The 18819-nt window shown below is 45.6% G+C and carries 12 protein-coding genes; 9 read left to right on the forward strand and 3 right to left on the reverse strand.

Annotation, left to right across the window (positions count from 1 at the left end; all coding sequences use genetic code 11):
- Nucleotides 1-2 precede the first annotated feature (2 nt).
- Genes mreD through tldD form a run of 6 tightly spaced genes read left to right on the forward strand, consistent with a single transcriptional unit; the run spans nt 3 to nt 8752 of the window.
- Nucleotides 3-491 carry a rod shape-determining protein MreD gene (gene mreD / locus MMA19_RS13915; protein WP_240206487.1) on the forward strand — a complete coding sequence of 163 codons (489 nt, stop codon included), beginning with the start codon at nt 3-5 and terminating at the stop codon, nt 489-491.
- 4 nt (nt 492-495) lie between these two features.
- Complete coding sequence (locus MMA19_RS13920) at nt 496-1065, forward strand: Maf family protein (protein ID WP_031493050.1); 570 nt, start codon at nt 496-498, stop codon at nt 1063-1065.
- An 18-nt stretch (nt 1066-1083) separates the two neighbouring features.
- Complete coding sequence (rng, locus tag MMA19_RS13925; protein ID WP_006071014.1) at nt 1084-2553, forward strand: ribonuclease G; 1470 nt, start codon at nt 1084-1086, stop codon at nt 2551-2553.
- A gap of 10 nt (nt 2554-2563) precedes the next feature.
- Nucleotides 2564-6457 carry a YhdP family protein gene (locus tag MMA19_RS13930; RefSeq protein ID WP_240206488.1) on the forward strand — a complete coding sequence of 1298 codons (3894 nt, stop codon included), beginning with the start codon at nt 2564-2566 and terminating at the stop codon, nt 6455-6457.
- A gap of 4 nt (nt 6458-6461) precedes the next feature.
- Complete coding sequence (locus MMA19_RS13935; protein ID WP_006071019.1) at nt 6462-7286, forward strand: carbon-nitrogen hydrolase family protein; 825 nt, start codon at nt 6462-6464, stop codon at nt 7284-7286.
- A 26-nt stretch (nt 7287-7312) separates the two neighbouring features.
- Nucleotides 7313-8752, forward strand: a complete 1440-nt coding sequence (gene tldD, locus MMA19_RS13940; RefSeq protein WP_006071021.1) for a metalloprotease TldD — start codon at nt 7313-7315, stop codon at nt 8750-8752.
- A gap of 64 nt (nt 8753-8816) precedes the next feature.
- On the opposite strand, the gene MMA19_RS13945 is transcribed toward tldD, so the two are convergent.
- Entirely contained in the window at nt 8817-10193 is a 1377-nt protein-coding gene (locus MMA19_RS13945; protein ID WP_038229151.1) for a PhoH family protein, read from the reverse strand.
- Nucleotides 10194-10684: 491 nt separating this feature from the next.
- Here MMA19_RS13945 and rapA point away from each other — a divergent pair, with 491 nt between their 5' ends.
- The 3 genes from rapA to MMA19_RS13960 are packed head-to-tail and all read left to right on the forward strand — an operon-like array spanning nt 10685 to nt 15386.
- On the forward strand, nt 10685-13594 hold the full coding sequence (rapA, locus tag MMA19_RS13950; RefSeq protein ID WP_240206489.1) for an RNA polymerase-associated protein RapA: 2910 nt from the start codon (nt 10685-10687) through the stop codon (nt 13592-13594).
- Nucleotides 13595-13653: 59 nt separating this feature from the next.
- A complete protein-coding gene (gene rluA, locus MMA19_RS13955; protein ID WP_240206490.1) occupies nt 13654-14391 on the forward strand; it encodes a bifunctional tRNA pseudouridine(32) synthase/23S rRNA pseudouridine(746) synthase RluA in 738 nt (245 codons plus the stop codon).
- Between the two features lie 32 nt (nt 14392-14423).
- Entirely contained in the window at nt 14424-15386 is a 963-nt protein-coding gene (locus MMA19_RS13960; RefSeq protein ID WP_240206491.1) for a D-2-hydroxyacid dehydrogenase, read from the forward strand.
- 35 nt (nt 15387-15421) lie between these two features.
- Here the strand turns inward: MMA19_RS13960 and MMA19_RS13965 are convergent, their stop codons facing one another.
- Complete coding sequence (locus MMA19_RS13965; RefSeq protein ID WP_006072878.1) at nt 15422-15862, reverse strand: universal stress protein; 441 nt, start codon at nt 15860-15862, stop codon at nt 15422-15424.
- Between the two features lie 125 nt (nt 15863-15987).
- Nucleotides 15988-18567, reverse strand: coding sequence for a TRAP transporter permease (locus tag MMA19_RS13970; protein WP_006072879.1), 2580 nt, complete (start codon nt 18565-18567; stop codon nt 15988-15990).
- Nucleotides 18568-18819: the final 252 nt, after the last annotated feature.

The raw sequence follows: 18819 nt of genomic DNA on the forward strand, positions 1-18819 counted from the left end.
TTATGGCTAATAGTTCATTTCGCAGTCACTTAGTGATCAGTGTGTCACTGATAGTGGCGCTTGTATTGCAAACCATACCTTGGCCAGGCGTGCTAGACTTCGTAAGACCGTCATGGTTGTTCTTGGTTCTAGGGTACTGGGTATTAGCACTTCCGCACCGAGTAAATGTGGGTACCGCATTGATTGTTGGTCTGACTTGGGATCTACTGGTCGGTTCTACCTTGGGTATTCGCGGGATGATGATGTCGATTGTCATCTATATCGTGGCTCTTAATTTCTTGGTACTTAGAAACATGGCACTTTGGCAGCAAGCCACGATCATGGCCTTGATATCTATACTGCTAGAAGTGTTTATCTTTTTTGGTGAGTATTTGATCCAAGACGTCACTTTTAATCCGATGTCGCTGTGGAGTGGTCTGATTAACTGTATACTTTGGCCATGGATGTTTTTACTGTTGCGTCGTGTAAGACGGCATTGGCATGTCAGGTAAATCAATGACTACAAAGATAGTATTGGCGTCAACTTCACCAAGACGCAGAGAGCTGTTAAGCCAGCTCGGATACCAATTCTCAGTGGTGAGCCCTGATATTGAAGAAGTGAAACAAGCCCAAGAAAGTGCTCAACAGTACGTTGAGCGCTTGTCGTTAGAGAAAGCGATGGCTGGGCTTGAGCTGAGCGACTCCAGATCTGTAGTTGTCGGTTCTGATACGGTCGTCGTTTTAAACGAACATGTACTAGAAAAACCCAATGATTTCGAACATGCCAAAGCTATGCTTCAAGGGATGTCGGGAGAAAAACATCAGGTGCTCACTGCTGTCAGTGTTGTATCTAAGAATAAGCAGTCATCGGTCGTGGTAACGACGGATGTATGGTTCAAAACACTTAGCGAAAAAGAAATCGAACAATACTGGTTAAGTGGAGAACCTCAAGATAAAGCTGGCAGTTATGGAATCCAAGGATTAGGGGGACGCTTCGTAACTCGAATCGAGGGCAGCTATTACGCTGTAGTTGGACTGCCACTGTATGAAACTGACCAGCTCTTGCAAGAATTTATAAATAATTAAAAATATTGAGGTGCGCTCATGAGTGCAGAGCTGTTAATAAACGTAACCCCTAGTGAAACAAGGGTTGCCATGATTGAAGGTGGGGTTCTCCAAGAAGTCCACATTGAGCGCGAAGCAAAGCGTGGAATTGTTGGCAACATCTATAAAGGTAAAGTGAGCCGAGTCTTGCCTGGAATGCAGGCTGCTTTCGTGGATATCGGCCTCGAAAAAGCGGCGTTTCTGCATGCTTCCGACATCGTACCGCACACTGAGTGTGTGGCTGAAAATGAAAAGAAGCAGTTTCAAGTCCGTGATATTTCTGAGTTAGTTCGTCAAGGTCAAGACATCATAGTGCAAGTGGTCAAAGACCCGCTTGGAACTAAAGGTGCTCGTTTAACCACGGATATCACCCTCCCATCCCGTTACCTCGTCTTTATGCCTGGCGCGAGTCATGTCGGTGTTTCTCAACGTATCGAGAGCGAAGAAGAGCGTAACCGTTTAAAGAATGTGGTTGCTGACTACTGCGATGAAAACGGTGGCTTTATTATTCGAACTGCAGCAGAAGGAGCGAATGAAAAAGAACTGGCGCAAGATGCTGCATTCCTTAAGCGTTTGTGGACCAAAATCAATGAACGTCGTACTAAATATAAAACGCGTTCAACGTTATATGGTGAATTGGGTCTAGCGCATCGTATTCTTCGTGATTTCGTTGGGACGGAAATTACTCGTGTTCAAGTGGATTCAAGACTGATTTTTGAGAGCTTAAAAGAGTTTACTAGCGAGTTTGTACCTGAACTGGAGAGTTTGCTTGAACTATATGAAGGCGATAAGCCCATTTTCGATATGTACGATACCGAGAATGAGATTCAACGTTCACTTGAACGTAAAGTCGACTTAAAGTCTGGCGGTTACTTGATTATTGATCAAACAGAAGCGATGACAACGGTTGATATTAACACCGGTGCATTCGTAGGTCGTCGCAACTTAGAAGAGACTATCTTCAACACCAATGTCGAAGCAACGCAAGCTATTGCTCGACAGCTTAGACTGCGTAACTTAGGCGGTATCATCATCATCGACTTTATCGATATGGGTCTTGAAGAGCATCGTCAACGTGTGTTGAACTCTCTAGAAGGGGCACTTTCTAAAGATCGAGTGAAGACGAATATCAATGGATTCACCCAGTTAGGGTTGGTTGAGATGACACGAAAAAGAACTAGAGAAAGTATTGAACATGTTCTTTGTAGTGGTTGTCCAACTTGTGAAGGCCGAGGTTCGGTTAAAACTGTCGAAACAGTTTGCTATGAGATTTTACGCGAGATTACGCGTGTTAATCGAGCTTACGATGCCGACAAATTCGTGGCTTATGCGTCTCCTGCTGTTGCTGAAGCACTTGAAGGCGATGAATCTCATGCATTGGCTGAACTGGAAGTCTTTATAGGTAAACAGGTTCGAATTCAAGCTGAGCCTTTATATATTCAAGAACAATTTGATGTTGTTATGATGTAATGAGTAATTTGTGAGTTCTCGCGTTAATCGGATTGTCCGTTTTTTTCTCTGGTTACTACTGATCGTATTGGTATTACTTGCCTCTGCGGTCACAGTGTTGCGTGTGGGTTTGCCACAGCTAAACAAAATTCAACCAGAAATTGTGACTTGGGTAAACCAAGGAACAGGTCTCAATATTTCTTTGAAAGATGTACGTGGTTTCTGGCGTAACACTCACCCTTCTATTTCTCTTCAAGGTGTTGTTGTAGGTCTTCCAGAAAGTCCTGAAACCAAATTCGAAGTCGGGAACTTAGAACTCGAATTTGATTTGATTCAAACCATTATTCAAAGACAGCCTGTCTTAGCGGATATGGTCATTAATGACATGATGCTGGACATTCGTTCGGTCGATTTACTAAAAGCGACTGAGCCAAAAACGGTTTCACAACCCAAGCAACCCGCAGCGAGTGGCGAGCAGTTGGTCAACCGCCTAGATAACTTGTTATTAAGGCAGTTAGATCGCTTTGCTGTCGCTAATTCAACTGTGTTGTATCAATCTATATCTGGTGAAGAACGTCAGTTAGATATAGAGAATCTGCAATGGCGGAATCAAAAGGCACGCCATTTAGCACAGGGCACCATCTCCATTGCCGATGCAAACTTAAACTCGCTAGAAGTTAGAGCGGACTTTATTGATAAAGGTTCGCTGTCGAATGTCTCTGGCGACTTTTACGTGGCCGTGGACCAAATGTCACTGTCCCCGTGGCTGTCTGAAACTCAAAAGCAGCAAACTGGTATTAAAGATGGTGAAGTAAGCTTACGCAGCTGGATTACATTGGATAACAGCACTGCAAAAGAAGCTTATCTTGAAGTGTTACCATCTGAGCTTAGTTGGTCTAAAGATGGCAAAGACCACGATCTATTCGTCGAGTCTGCGGTTATGCATTTATTGCCATCAGATGCTGGTTGGCAGCTGAATGTTCATGAAGTTCAAGCCAGAACTAATGATGTTCCGTGGCCTGAACTGGATATTGCAGCAGAATGGAATCGCCAACAGCAATGGCAAGTGAATATTTCTCAGCTCGATGTGAATGCGTTAAAGCCATTGGCATCACTAAGTCCTGACCCGAGTGTGGAAGAGTGGTTAACTAAACTCAACCCGGGTGGGCTGATTGAAGATATTCGACTGTCCCAAACTAATGGTACTGACTCTCTGAAATATTCGGCACACCTTGAGAATATGTCAATGTCGCAATGGGAACTTTTACCGGGCTTCTCTCATGTCTCAGGATCGGTGCGCGGTAATATGAAGCAAGCTCATGCTCGCGTTAACGTTATTGATGATCGTTTCCCTTATGGTGATGTGTTTCAAGCTCCACTAAATATTAAGCAAGGTTTGGTTGATATTCATTGGCAAAATAACGGCGAGCAAGGTTGGTCGTTATGGTCTGATAAAGTGACGGCTGCGACGCCAGACTTGCAAGTGCTTGGTGCTTTTAGACTTGATTTCCCTAAGAATGACAGCCCATTCTTGTCATTCTATGCCGAAGCGGATCTTTACAACGCAGGTGAGGTTTGGCGTTATCTGCCAACTTTAGCTATGGGGCAAAGTCTTACGGACTACTTATCGGCAGCGATTCAAGCGGGTCGAGTCAATACATCTAAGCTGTTGTGGTATGGCAAACTGTCAGACTTCCCATATCGAGAACATAACGGCATGTTCCAAGCTTGGGTGGGACTTCGCGATGCTAAATTTAGTTTTGATACCAATTGGCCACCACTGACTGACTTACAACTCGATTTGTTGTTCCAGAATGAGACCATGTATTTGGACTCTCGTTCTGCGACACTGATGAATGTTAAAGGCCAGCGAATCACGGGTCGAATTCCAGTACTCAGTGGTGATGGGCACCTTGAAATAGAAGCGAAGGCAACAGGTCAAGGCAGTGCCGTCAGGGATTATATGACCGCTTCGCCGCTGGTGGACTCGGTTGGTGCCGCGTTAACCGCGGTTCAAGTTAGTGGCGATGTGAATGCCGACTTCCAGTTGTATATTCCGTTTTCTGGCGACGATACGCCGTCCAGAGCTTGGGGGTATGCGCAGCTAAAAGACAATCATGTCGAAATTGATGCTCCCCCAATGACGCTGGAAAAAGTGTCCGGTAGAGTTGAGTTTGACAATGATGTGGTGAAAGCGACAGGGCTGTCTGCAAACTTGCTGAACCAGCCGATTTTCCTTGATTTTCAAGGGCAGAATGCTGGCAAAGGTTATTCGGTTGGAATTGATGCGGTTGGAGATTGGAAAACCGCACCTCTAGAGCCTTATGTTGGTGATAAGGTGGTCAGTCGACTGGCAGGGCATTCGCCTTGGAACCTAGACGTGGATATTCAGCTTAACGATGTCGGCTTTACTTACCAGCTTGACCTGAATGCTAACCTTGCAACCATTGCGAGTGACTATCCTTATCCACTCAAAAAAGCGTTTGGTGAATCAGGTAAAGCAAGGCTTCAAGCTTCCGGAAACCAACAAGCTATAACCGCTAGATTGCAGTTACCCTCCGTTAAATACCAAACTGAGATTGATATCACAGGAAAGGTTCCGGTTCTTAAGGCGACTAACTTAGTGTTGGGGAAAGGTGGGTTCAAAATCAGCCCTATAGTTGGCCATCACTTCCAAGTACGGTCCGATAAGTTCAATGTCGACCAGTGGAGCAAGTTGTTTAAAGAGCCGCCGAGTGAAAAGAAAGCATTACTAGATGAGCTGAATAAACCGGAGCTTCCATTACCTAAACGGGTAAACGTGGAAGCGAAAGAACTGATGTTAGGTGGTATTGAGTGGCACGATGTGAACTTCAATGCCAGATACAAAAAAGGTGGCTGGCAGTTCGATCTTGATAGCCAAGAGGCAAAAGGGCAGGCGAGTTACAGCGACAACAACGAGTTGTATGTTGCGTTGAAGCGTCTGCATATCTACGTGCCAGAATTTGATAAGAAGGCACAGGATGATGAGTCGCTGATCACTCAGGAAAACCTTGAAGCACCATTAGTAACTGAGTTTGATAAAACCTTCTTTGATATCATGCCGGATACTCAACTGACGATTGATAACTTCTGGTTCCAAGGTTACAAAGTCGGCAAAGTGGATATGGATGTTGAACGACAAGGTAATAAGCTCGTTTGGAAAAAATTGGACTTATCGAGTGGGACAAACAAAGTACATATTGACGGCAACTGGATGGTCGCTGGTCAGCAAAATAAAACACAGATCAACTTAGCAGTCAGTGGTGAGAACAACAGCGATCTTATGGAACGATTTGGTATTACCTCTGGTATCCAACGTGCACCATTTGATCTCGACTCAAAGCTAACGTGGGATGGCGCACCATGGTCGATGCGAGTAAATACCGTCAGTGGTGAAATCAGTACTAAGCTAGGTAAAGGTATTATCTCTGATGTGAGCGGTGCCGCACGCTTGCTTGGTTTGTTTAGCTTGGATTCCATTATTCGTAAGATGCAGCTCGATTTTACCGATGTATTTGATAAAGGGATGGCATTTAACTCAATTACGGGTAGCGGCAAAATCAGAGATGGCGTGTTTGTGACCAATGACATTAAGATGGATGCGGTCGCTGGTGAAATGACGATTAAAGGATTGGCTGACCTCTCGACTCAAACCGTCGACGCTGAAGTAAACTTTACGCCTGACATGACTTCAGGGATCCCTATCATTACGGCTTTTGCGGTGACGCCTCAGACAGCATTGGTTGTGCTTGCCGTGACGACAGTGATATCACCAGTGGTTGAGGTCGTGACACAAGTTAACTACTCAGTTAAAGGTCCACTGGACTCACCAACGGTAAGTGAGATTTCGAGGAGTCAGGGAGAGTATAAGTTACCTGAAAACCTCAAGAAGGAGATTAAGTAACACCATGAGCAAGGAACGCTTTGGCATCATACAAATGACATCAGGACCTGAACCAGAAGAGAACTTCAAGTTCATTGAACATAAGGTTGAGTTTCTTTCTGCTAAGGGGATGAAGTGGATTCTTACCCCAGAGAACTCGCTGGTTTTTGGTTCCCGTGACGATTATCACCGTCACGCGGAATTTTTAGGAAAAGGCAAGTATCAAGACAAGTTATCTGACTTAGCAAGACGCCATCAGATTCACCTTATTATTGGCAGCTTTCCTATTCGGGTTTCTGAAACGGAAGTGACTACAACAACGCTGGTCTTTGACGTAAATGGGCAGCGTATGAATCATTATGATAAGCTGCATATGTTTGATGTAGACGTCAATGATGGTCACAAAAATTACCGTGAATCAGAAACGTTTAAAGCGGGTACAAGCATTGCGATGGTGCCGACTGATTTTGGTGCGGTGGGCTTAACCATCTGCTATGACCTGCGTTTCCCACATCTATTCAGTGCGTTGAGGGCTCAAGGGGCGAGCGTAATTGTTGTGCCTGCGGCATTTACTGCGGTGACTGGAAAGGCACATTGGGAAGTCCTGTTGCGTGCTAGAGCGATTGAAAACCAATGTTGGATAGTCGCAGCTAATCAATGTGGCACCCACCCGTGTGGAAGAGAAACCTGGGGACACTCTATGGTGATATCGCCTTGGGGAGAGGTTCAAGGACAGCTTGAGCAGCAGACAGGTACAATAACCGCCGAACTGAATTTTGATGTTGTTGAAGAAGTGAGACAGAGTATGCCTGTCGCTAAACACATTCGATTTGAACAGCACTTACACTAATTATATTTACTATAAAGAGTAATCATATGGAACGCATAGAAGACGCGCTATTAGGGCCTACAGGTCTGTCTGAGCAAGATATTGAAGCTACGCTTGCGAGCATTGCAACTCGCCAGATTGACTATGCGGATATCTATTTTCAATCCAGCTGGCACGAATCTCTAGTGCTAGAAGACAGCATCATCAAGGACGGTTCATTTAATATCGACCGCGGTGTTGGTGTTAGAGCGGTTGCTGGCGAAAAAACGGGTTTTGCATACTCAGACCAAATCACACTGGATGGTCTGAAGCAAAGTGCAGTAGCGGCAAGAGGCATTGCACAGCAAGGTCAAAGCGCGCAAGTTAACGCGCTTACTCGTCGCGATAATCAAGCTTACTATGCAGCGGTTAACCCATTAGAAAGTTGGGAAAAACAACAAAAAACTGAACTGCTAAAGCAGCTTGATGCCTACATTCGTACTAAAGAGCCTTTAGTTAAAGAAGTCTCTGTCAGCTTAAGTGGCGTCTATGAGCAAATGCTGGTGGCGGCAACCGATGGAACCTTTGCTGGAGATGTGCGCCCATTGGTGCGCTTATCTATCAGTGTATTAGCACAGAAAGGTGACCGTCGTGAGCGTGGTAGTGCCGGTGGTGGTGGCCGCTATGGTTACGATTTCTTCCTCTCAACAGAAGAAGGTCAACAAGTCGCTTACAACTATGCCGATGAAGCCATTCGCCAAGCGCTAGTCAATCTGGAAGCGATTGACGCACCTGCTGGTACTATGCCAGTTGTACTAGGTTCTGGTTGGCCGGGAGTACTGTTACACGAAGCCGTAGGTCATGGCCTAGAGGGTGATTTTAACCGTAAAGAGTCATCAGTATTTTCTGGCAAGGTAGGTCAGCAAGTCACATCAAACCTGTGTACGATTGTTGATGATGGAACACTGCAAGATCTTCGTGGTTCGCTTAACGTGGACGATGAGGGTGTTCATGGACAGTACAATACGTTGATTGAAAATGGCACTCTGAAAGGTTACATGCAAGACAAGCTTAATGCGCGTCTAATGGGAGTAAACCCTACAGGTAACGCCCGTCGTGAATCCTATGCCCACTTACCTATGCCTCGTATGACCAACACTTATATGTTGCCGGGTGAGCATTCTCCAGAAGAAATTATCTCTACCGTGAAGAAAGGTCTTTATGCACCAAACTTTGGTGGTGGTCAGGTTGATATTACCTCTGGCAAGTTTGTGTTCTCAGCATCAGAAGCGTATCTCATCGAAGACGGTAAGATTACTGCGCCAGTGAAAGGTGCGACGCTAATTGGCTCTGGTATCGAAGCGATGCAGCAAGTCTCTATGGTGGGTAATGACCTGAGTATCGACCGCGGTGTTGGCGTCTGTGGTAAGGCTGGGCAAAGTGTGCCAGTTGGTGTTGGTCAGCCAAGCTTGAAGTTAGATGCACTAACTGTCGGCGGTACTGACTGAGTTCACAAGTATAAAGCAAAAACTACCGTCATCCCCTTTTTCAAGGGGATGACGTCTCAGCCACTTACAAGTTTTCCTCTGCAAATTCGGCCAATCTACTTCTTACCACACCATTTAAGTGAATGTTGGCACTGCCTCCGAAGTTCTTAAAGCGCTCAACCATATATGTTAACCCTGATGTTACTGGCGTTAAGTACGGGGAATCAATTTGTGCTAAGTTACCCGAGCAGACAATCTTAGTCCCCTCACCACAGCGAGTAATGATGGTTTTAATCTGAGAGGCTGTTAAGTTCTGGCACTCATCGAGTAAAACAAACGCATTTTGGATTGAACGTCCGCGCATGAAGTTAATAGATTTGAACTGAATGTTCGCTTTATCACAGATGTATTTCAGTGAGCCCTCAGTGCAGTGATCGTTCTTGTGTAGCGCTTCGAGTGTATCGGTAATGGCAGCCAACCAAGGCATCATTTTTTCTTCCTCAGTACCCGGAAGAAAACCGATGGACTCGCCAATATCTGGTGTATTTCGGGTGACGATGATCTTATCGAACATACCTCTCTCTATCGTCATCTCTAGCGCTGCAGCCATAGCGAGTAGCGTCTTACCACTACCAGCGGCACCTGTGAGAATCACTAAATCGATATCAGGGTCGAGTAAAGCATCCATGGCCATGCCTTGGTAGATATTCTTAGGGCGAATGTCCCACGCTTGTCGACACAATAGGCGTTCTTGGCTCAGATCTCGAATTGTCACTTTATCACTATCAATGTCGGCTACTCGTCCAGCAAAATCACTACTGTCATCGATCAAGTATTGATTGATAAACGTTGGGTCAATCGCGGCTCTGTCGAAAGTGTGATACGTCTTGTTGGCGAGGGTTTTGGTTTCCACCTCGTCAATATGTTCCCAAAACGCCCCTTCAGATTTTTGAAAACCTTTTGTGAGGTACTGAACATCATCGATTAGTTGATCAGTACGGTAGTCTTCAACAAAGCGAACACCAGCTCCTTTAGCTCTTAAGCGCATGTTGATGTCTTTAGTGACTAAAACGACTTCTCGAGGAGAGCGTTTATTTTGCAAGTAGAGCACCGCATTGAGAATCCGGTTGTCGCCTTCCTTGTCGGCGAAGGCTTTGACTGTTTCTTGCAGCACATAGTCTGCCAATATTGAAATGGTTCCTGTTGCTTCCATTTGGTGAGAGAAGGGAATCCCTTCAGAAATTTCATCAGGCGTCGCTTCTTTAAAGATATCTTCAAGAGCTCTAATTGCGACGCGTGCATCACGAGCAACATCGCGTTTGCTGTCCTTAATGCGATCGAGTTCTTCAAGTACGGTCATGGGTATGACGACGTCGTGTTCTTTGAACGAAAAAATGGCGTGGGGTTCGTGGAGAAGGATGTTGGTGTCGAGAACGAAAAATTTACGGTCGGTATCGCCCATAGAGTCTCCTTGCCGCAACTGGCGCTTGTCCTTTGCGGTTAACTCGGATTGGGAACGAGTCAGACTGGGATCAATGCTGGCTCGGATTTCCTATCTTAGTGAGTCAACCTTGCTATGTTCAATCGATGGTTAGTCTGATTGAACCTGATACCCTTGTATCCAATTAAAACATGGTTCTTTGGTAACATGTTATTAACGTTTACAATTTGAGTATAAGTGAAAAAACTCACTTTGGTCTTTACATTTGCCACTATTTTTTTGCAGTTTGATGTCAGCCACGACAATACAAAAAAAACTTAGGATTTCCTTGTAATTGGCGTGACCTGCATCACGCCTTCAAGTAAGATTAGCGACCTTTCACCCTAGGGTGAAAATGAGCAATATTTGCTCTATCACCTACTATTATTTGGGCGGGGTTTTGAGCTTAGTTTTCGACTGAGTTACCGTTTGAATGACCAAAAGATATCGATACGAGTTGAGGTAGTCTCTCTATGACATTTGCTTTAGGGCAGCGCTGGATTAGCGATACGGAAAGTGATTTAGGTTTAGGTACGGTCGTCGCATTGGATGCGAGAACAGTGTCTCTTATGTTTGCTGCATCAGAAGAAAACCGTGTGTACGCACGCAGTGATGCGCCAGTCACCAGAGTTATCTTTAATGTTGGCGATGTCATAGATAGCCAAGAAGGTTGGACGCTTCTAGTTGAAGAAGTGCTCGAAGACCAAGGCGTATTAACGTATGTCGGTATACGTCAAGATACAGAAGAGCAGGGCGTTGCATTACGCGAGATCTTCTTGAGCCACCAAATTCGTTTTAACAAGCCGCAAGACAAATTGTTTGCAGGTCAAATCGACCGAATGGATAACTTTGTACTGCGCTATCGTGCACTAAGCAATCAATACGAACAACACAAAAGTCCAATGCGCGGTCTTTGTGGCATGCGTGCAGGCTTGATTCCTCATCAGCTCTTTATTGCTCATGAAGTGGGGCGTCGTTATGCGCCACGTGTATTACTGGCTGATGAAGTTGGTCTCGGAAAAACCATTGAAGCAGGTATGATCATTCACCAGCAAGTGCTGTCTGGCCGTGCTCAACGTGTTTTGATTGTGGTACCAGAGACACTACAGCATCAATGGTTGGTAGAAATGATGCGTCGTTTCAATCTGCATTTCTCTATTTTTGATGAAGAACGCTGCATTGAGGCATACGCAGAGGCGGATAACCCGTTTGATACTCAACAGTTTGTCCTATGCTCTTTGGACTTTTTACGTAAGAGTCGTAAACGTTTTGAACAAGCATTGGAAGGCGAATGGGATCTGCTGGTCGTGGATGAAGCGCACCACCTTGAGTGGAGTCAAGACAATCCAAGTCGTCAGTACCAAGTCATTGAAGCGTTGGCCGAAAAGACACCGGGTGTCCTTTTGCTAACAGCAACACCAGAGCAGTTGGGACGCGAAAGCCACTTTGCACGATTGCGCCTTCTCGATTCAGACCGTTTCTTTGATTATGAATCTTTCGTTAAAGAAGAAGAGCAATATGCGCCAGTTGCCGATGCAGTAACAGCTCTGTTCTCAGGGGAAGCGCTGAGCAATGAGGCGAAAAACCAAATTACTGAGCTATTGTCTGAGCAAGACGTTGAGCCATTGTTCAACGTTCTAGATAGCAATGCCAGTGATGAAGAAAAAGCCACGGCACGTCAAGAGCTTATCGACAACCTAATGGATCGCCACGGTACTGGACGAGTGCTGTTCCGAAATACGCGTGCCGCGATTAAAGGCTTTCCAAAGCGTAACGTAAACCTTGTGCCGATGCCGATTCCACAGCAATACACCACCTCTATGCGCGTATCAGGCATGATTGGTGGCAAGATGGCACCAGAAGCACGCGCGATGAAAATGCTTTACCCTGAAGAGATTTTCCAAGAGTTTGAAGGCGAAGACTCTAGCTGGTGGCAGTTCGATTCTCGTGTTAACTGGCTGATTGAAAAGATCACAGCAAAGCGCAGCGAGAAAGTGTTGGTGATTGCATCACGTGCAAGTACCGCTCTTCAGCTTGAGCAAGCGTTGCGTGAACGTGAAGGTATCCGTGCAACTGTGTTCCATGAAGGTATGTCGATTCTTGAACGTGATAAAGCAGCAGCCTACTTCGCTCAAGAAGAAGGTGGTGCTCAGGTCTTGATCTGTAGTGAAATTGGTTCTGAAGGTCGTAACTTCCAGTTTGCGAACCAACTGGTGATGTTTGATTTACCATTCAACCCAGACTTGCTAGAACAGCGTATTGGCCGTTTGGACCGTATTGGTCAGAAGCGTGATATTGACGTGCACGTTCCCTATTTAGAGAACACCTCTCAAGCGATACTAGCACGTTGGTTCGATGAAGGACTCAATGCATTTGCTGAGACGTGTCCAACGGGACGTATGGTGTATGACCGCTATGAAGAGAGCATTATCAACATGCTTGCGAGTGGCGATACGACCGAGCTGGATGAGGTGATTGAAGGCTCAAGACATTACAACCAAGAGCTTAAGCATGAACTTGAGCAAGGCCGTGACCGTTTACTTGAGATGCATTCTAATGGTGGTGAAGCAGCGCAAGAGATTGTCGAAAAGATTGCAGCGACCGATGGCGATACTAACTTAGTCACATTCGCACTGAGTTTGTTTGACACCATTGGTTTAAACCAAGATGACAAAGGTGAAAACGCTCTGGTGGTGACGCCTTCTGAGCATATGATGGTACCGAGCTATCCAGGCCTACCGTATGAAGGAGCAACCATTACGTTTGACCGTGATACGGCGCTTTCTCGTGAAGATATGAACTTTATTAGTTGGGAACATCCAATGATTCAGGGTGGTATCGATCTCGTGATGAGTGAAGGCGTAGGGACGTGCGCCGTTTCGCTTCTGAAAAACAAAGCACTGCCAGTCGGTACTATCTTATTGGAGTTGGTGTATGTTGTGGATGCGCAAGCACCAAAACAGAGTGGTATTAGCCGCTTCTTACCACCAACACCGATTCGCTTGATGATGGATGCTCGCGGTAATGATCTCTCTTTACAAGTAGAGTTTGAAGGCTTCAACCGTCAGCTCAGCCCTGTGAATCGCCATTTGGGCAGTAAGTTGGTGACGTCTGTTCAAGCCGATGTTCATCGATTGATTGAATCGGGTAATGAGGCGGTAGAAGAGAAAGTCGTGGCGGTTCGCGAGCAAGCGCATAAAGCGATGTATGCGAGCTTGAATGGTGAACTAGAACGCTTACAGGCGCTAAAAGCGGTAAACCCAAATATTCGTGACGAGGAAATCGAAGCGATTGAAGCTCAAATCAAAGAGCTTGATGGTTATATTGCGAAAGCTCAAGTCCAACTGGATTCACTACGTCTGATCGTTGTCAGCCACAACTAATAACACAAAATAGGACGCAGATATCTGCGTCCTACTTCATTGTGATGCGGTAAATTATTATGGCCATGCTTAGCTACACACCTCCAACAGATCCTTGGATAGATACTGTATTTGAAGATGAACATATTCTCGCGGTAAACAAACCTTCAGGCTTGTTATCTGTACCAGGGAAAGCGCCCGAGCATTATGACAGTATGTGGAGTCGTCTTGTTGAGGTGTATCCCGAGATTCAAGTAGTGCATCGTTTAGACATGTCGACCTCTGGGCTGATGTTACTAGCGAAAAACAAAGAAGCAGAACGTTCTTTAAAGAAACAATTTCAGTATCGGCTTACTCGTAAAGTCTACTATGCCCGAGTTTGGGGAACACCTGCTGAATCGGAAGGGTTAATCGATTTACCGCTTATTTGTGATTGGCCGAATCGTCCAAGGCAAAAAGTGTGCTACGAACATGGCAAGCCGTCGCAAACATACTATCAGGTGGTAAAGCAGGAACAACAGACAAGTATAGTGCGCTTATTCCCTGTTACCGGACGTTCACATCAACTAAGAGTGCATTTATTGGAACTGGGGCATCCTATCGTTGGTGATGAATTCTACGCCCATGAAGAAGCGATGAGTTTCTCAGATAGATTAGAGCTACATGCGGCAGAGCTGTGTTTCTACCATCCTGAAACTGAAAAGCTACAATCCATTTTCGTGCCATGCGATTTTCATCAAGTGTCTGAGCCATTAGTGGTGCAACACTTTGACCCCGCGACAGATTTACCGGATTATAAGACCTTGCCTCGGTCATAAAGTGTGTGGCCGTACGACATCAAGGAGAAGTCATGGCCACCAAGAAAATTGTCTTTTTAGATCGTGATACCATTCCAGCATCCATCGCGATTCCCACTCCAAATTTCGTACATCAATGGGTCGAATATCAGTCGACCTCGCCTGAACAAGTGTTAGAACGCATTTATGATGCAGATGTCGTCATTAGCAATAAAGTCTATTTAGGTTCAGACATTCTTGAACAGGCCAAGCAAGTAAAACATATTGCGGTGGCTGCCACTGGGGTTAATAACGTTGAGCTTGATTACTGCGCGCAACGCGGTATTACCGTTACCAATGTCCAAGGTTACGCGACTCAATCGGTGCCTGAGCATGTGATTGCATTGCTATTTACTTTGATGCGAAATATTCCTGCTTACCACAACGATATCCGCAATGGTGAGTGGCAACGTCAGAATAAGTTTTGTTTCTTCACTCATCCTATTCAAGATATTGCTCACTCTACCTTAGGTATTATTGGTAGCGGAGCCCTAGGGCAGGCGACAGCGGCGTTGGCTAGAGCAATTGGTATGAATGTGCAGTTCTCCGAACGCAAAGGTGTAACACAATGCCGCGAGGGCTATGTGCCTTTTGAACGATTTTTGAAAACGAGCGATGCCATTGCCCTTTTGTGTCCTTTGACCGAGGAAACGACCAATCTTATCGATAGTGAAGCGTTGTCGAATATGAAGTCTACGGCAGTATTGATTAATACTGGACGCGGTGGCTTGGTTAACGAAGCGGATTTGGTTTGTGCTTTAAAGGAGAATCACATTGCTGGAGCAGGAGTGGATGTTTTTACAGAAGAGCCAGCGCCTCAAACCAATCCTCTAGTCGAGAATATGGATTTGCCCAATCTCATTTTAACGCCGCATGTCGCATGGGGAAGCCGCTCTTCCATAGACAAGCTTTGTGAAATATTAGTGAGTAATATTGAAGCGGTAGAACAAGGCAAAACGCAAAATAGAGTGGTCTAGAAATAACTCGCCCCACGTAAAGTGGGGCGAGGAAATTAATCTGCTTGTGGTTTAACGACCAGTACATTGATGGGTGAGTTCTGAACCACTTTACTTGCAACAGAGCCAAGAACTACCTTGTCGATCTTAGAGCGTTTGTGACTTGGCATAACAATTAAGTCTGCGCCTAAGCGCTCCGCATAATCAAGTATAGTTGCATAAGGTTTACCCTCAGCAACATGAACTTTATAGACGACTTCATCAGGGATGTGCTGATCAGCAAATGATTTAAGTTGCGCTTTGACATCATTTTTCATTTGCGAGGCGGCATCTTTAGGGAAATACGTAGCCACCATAGACATATGGATACCCGGCAGAACATTTAGTAAATGCACTTCGGCATTAGAGTGCTTAGCATGCCAGACCGCGATTTCTACAGCTTTGTCTGAAAAGCCTTTATCGTTTAAATCGACAGGAACAAGGATTTGCTTGTACATGTGTTTTCTCTTTTTGGTTTGTACCCTACTAGCATAGGGTAAAGCATACGCTTGGCTAGTTTTATCCGTTCCGTATTAAGGTTTTTAGGCTCTGGGTTCAAAAGCGAGTCCAGAGCCTGATACCTTTATGCGCTCAAGTTTTCACGACGAGCACGACGCTTTTGGTTCATCGCCATCGCGAGAAGCAAGAGCAACGCAGGTACAAATACCCACTCTTTCATTGGTCTATCGGCATCCTGCACAATAGATTTAATTTCCCAGTCAAAGTCTAGACCGGATGCTTCTGCTGGGCTTCCAAACTCAACCATATCGATGATCATTTTATCAGCATCTTTGTCGAGCATTAGTCCCATCGAAGCGATACGCTCTTCTGCGGTGACAGCGCTATCATCAAAAGGTAGTCGAACGGTTTTTTCAACGTACTTACCTTCGAGGGTTTCACCTGCAACACGTAACTCGATGGATTGTCCAACATTTAGCTTCTCAACAACTTGAGCTATCTCAACACCTGGCGAAAGAACTTTCGCAGGGAAAGCCATATCCCACCAAAAACCTGGTCTGAAGAAGGTAAACGTTAATACAAGTAGCAATACAGTCTCCCACCACTTGTTCTTAGTAAACCACCAACCTTGAGTGGCCGCTGAGAAAATAAGCATCGCAATAACCGCAGAGATAACCGTCAGAGCAAGGTGCCACCACGAGTCAATTCCCATCATCAATAATTGAGTGTTAAAGATGAACATGAAAGGCAAAATTGCAGTTCGAATATCGTAGGTGAAGCCTTGAATACCGGTGCGAATTGGATCGGACTTAGCAATTGCAGCTGCGGCAAAAGCAGCAAGACCAACTGGTGGTGTGTCATCGGCTAAGATGCCGAAGTAGAACACAAATAGGTGAACGGCAATCAGTGGGATGATCAAACCGTGTGCTGCACCCAATGTGACGATAACAGGCGCCATGAGAGTTGAAACAACAATGTAGTTTGCTGTTGTTGGTAGACCCATCCCGAGGATGAGAGAGATGACGGCGGTAAATAGCAGCATCAAGATAATGCTACCACCTGAGATAAACTCAACGAAGTCGGTCATTACAAGGCCAATACCCGTTAGTGTAACCACACCCACTACGGTACCCGCAGCAGCCGTCGCCACACCGATACCAATCATGTTGCGTGCACCAGACACTAGGCTTTCTGCCAAATCGACAAAACCAGCTTTGATCTCTGCATTGACATCACTGGTTTTCGACATGATTGCGATCAGTGGACGCTGGGTAATCAGAATGAAGATCATAAAGACCGTTGCCCAGAATGCTGAGAGACCCGGAGAAAAGCGCTCAACCGTCAAACACCACACTAAAACCACGATTGGCAGTAGGAAATGTAAACCAGACTTGATGGTTGGACCTGGATCTGGCACTTCAGTAAGTTCTGCATCAATTTCAATACCACCTTCTTTCGCGTACTTAGCTGAGACACGCAGTAACGCGATATAAGATATCAAGAGAGCAACACCTACGATTGGGGTCGCAGCGTCACCAAACACGTCTTTGGTCCAGCCAATGCCGTAGTACACCACAGCACTAATGACACAAAGACCAAGAATGGTGCCGGTAAATGATAAGAGACTTTGAACAAGCGTCGGGTTATGGCGGCGCGGTAGGCCAGTCATACCCGCTTTGCAAGCTTCAAGGTGAACAATGTAAATCAAAGCGATATAAGAAATCAGCGCAGGTAGTAGCGCCGCTTTGATTACTTCAACGTATGAAATCCCCACATACTCAACCATCAGGAATGCCGCAGCGCCCATGATCGGTGGCGTTAGCTGACCGTTGGTTGATGCAGCAACTTCCACAGCCCCCGCTTTCGTCCCCGGAAAGCCAACGCGCTTCATTAGAGGTATGGTAAAGGTACCTGTAGTTACTACGTTGGCGATGGAAGAACCAGAAACCAAGCCTGACAGACCTGATGCCACAACGGCCGCTTTTGCGGGACCACCACGCATGTGACCTAATAGAGAAAATGCGACTTTAATAAAGTAAGCACCTGCTCCAGCTCGCTCCAACATGGCTCCGAACAAAACGAATAAGAATACAAATGACGTTGAAACACCAAGAGCAACACCAAATACACCTTCTGTCGTTAGCCACAGGTGTGACATCGCTTTGTTTAAGCTTGCGCCTTTGTGAGCGATAACATCCGGCATGTATGGACCGCCAAAGGTATACAACAAGAATACTGCAGCGACGACCATTAGCGGCGGACCTAAAGCACGACGTGTTGCTTCAAGTAGTAGAACCATACCTGTACAGGCAACGACAATGTCCATTGTCGTTGGTGCGCCCGAGCGGCCTGCTAATTGAGTATAAAAGAGGTAAATGTAGGCAGCAGATAAACTACCTGCCAGTGCTAAAATCCAGTCGATGGCAGGGATTCGATCGCGCGGTGACCCCTTCATTGCAGGATAAGCGGTAAACGCTAGAAAAATAGCAAACGTTAAGTGAATTGAACGTGCTTCTGTGTCGTTTAGTACGCCAAAGTTAAAAATGAACGGCAGTGGGGATGCGTACCAAAGTTGAAATAGCGACCAACATAGTGGAACAAACCAAAGTATTTTTGCGGGAATCCCTTTCGGGCTTCTTGCTCCAGTGTCAGCTTGTGCGACCATTTCTTGCACATCTTGCGACGGTTGTGTTGTCTGCGTCATGTACTTTTTCCTTTATTATTTTATGGTCCAGTGTTTTTCAAACAAAATGAACGAACCATATTTCGCATTTAACATTGTAGTCAATGGATGCAAACGTGTGGTTTTAGTTGTGTTTCTTAAGGCTCTAAAAATGACGGGCTTGGAAAGAGAGCCCAAATAGCCACACCAATTGGGTTAATTGGTGTTGATTGTTTTGAGTGATACTCATATTAGAAAAGTGATAGGGGAAGGGAGCCTTCCCCTACGGAGTCG

It is taken from the genome of Vibrio sp. CyArs1, assembly GCF_022432925.1.
In the GTDB taxonomy this organism is placed as follows: Bacteria; Pseudomonadota; Gammaproteobacteria; order Enterobacterales; family Vibrionaceae; genus Vibrio; species Vibrio mediterranei.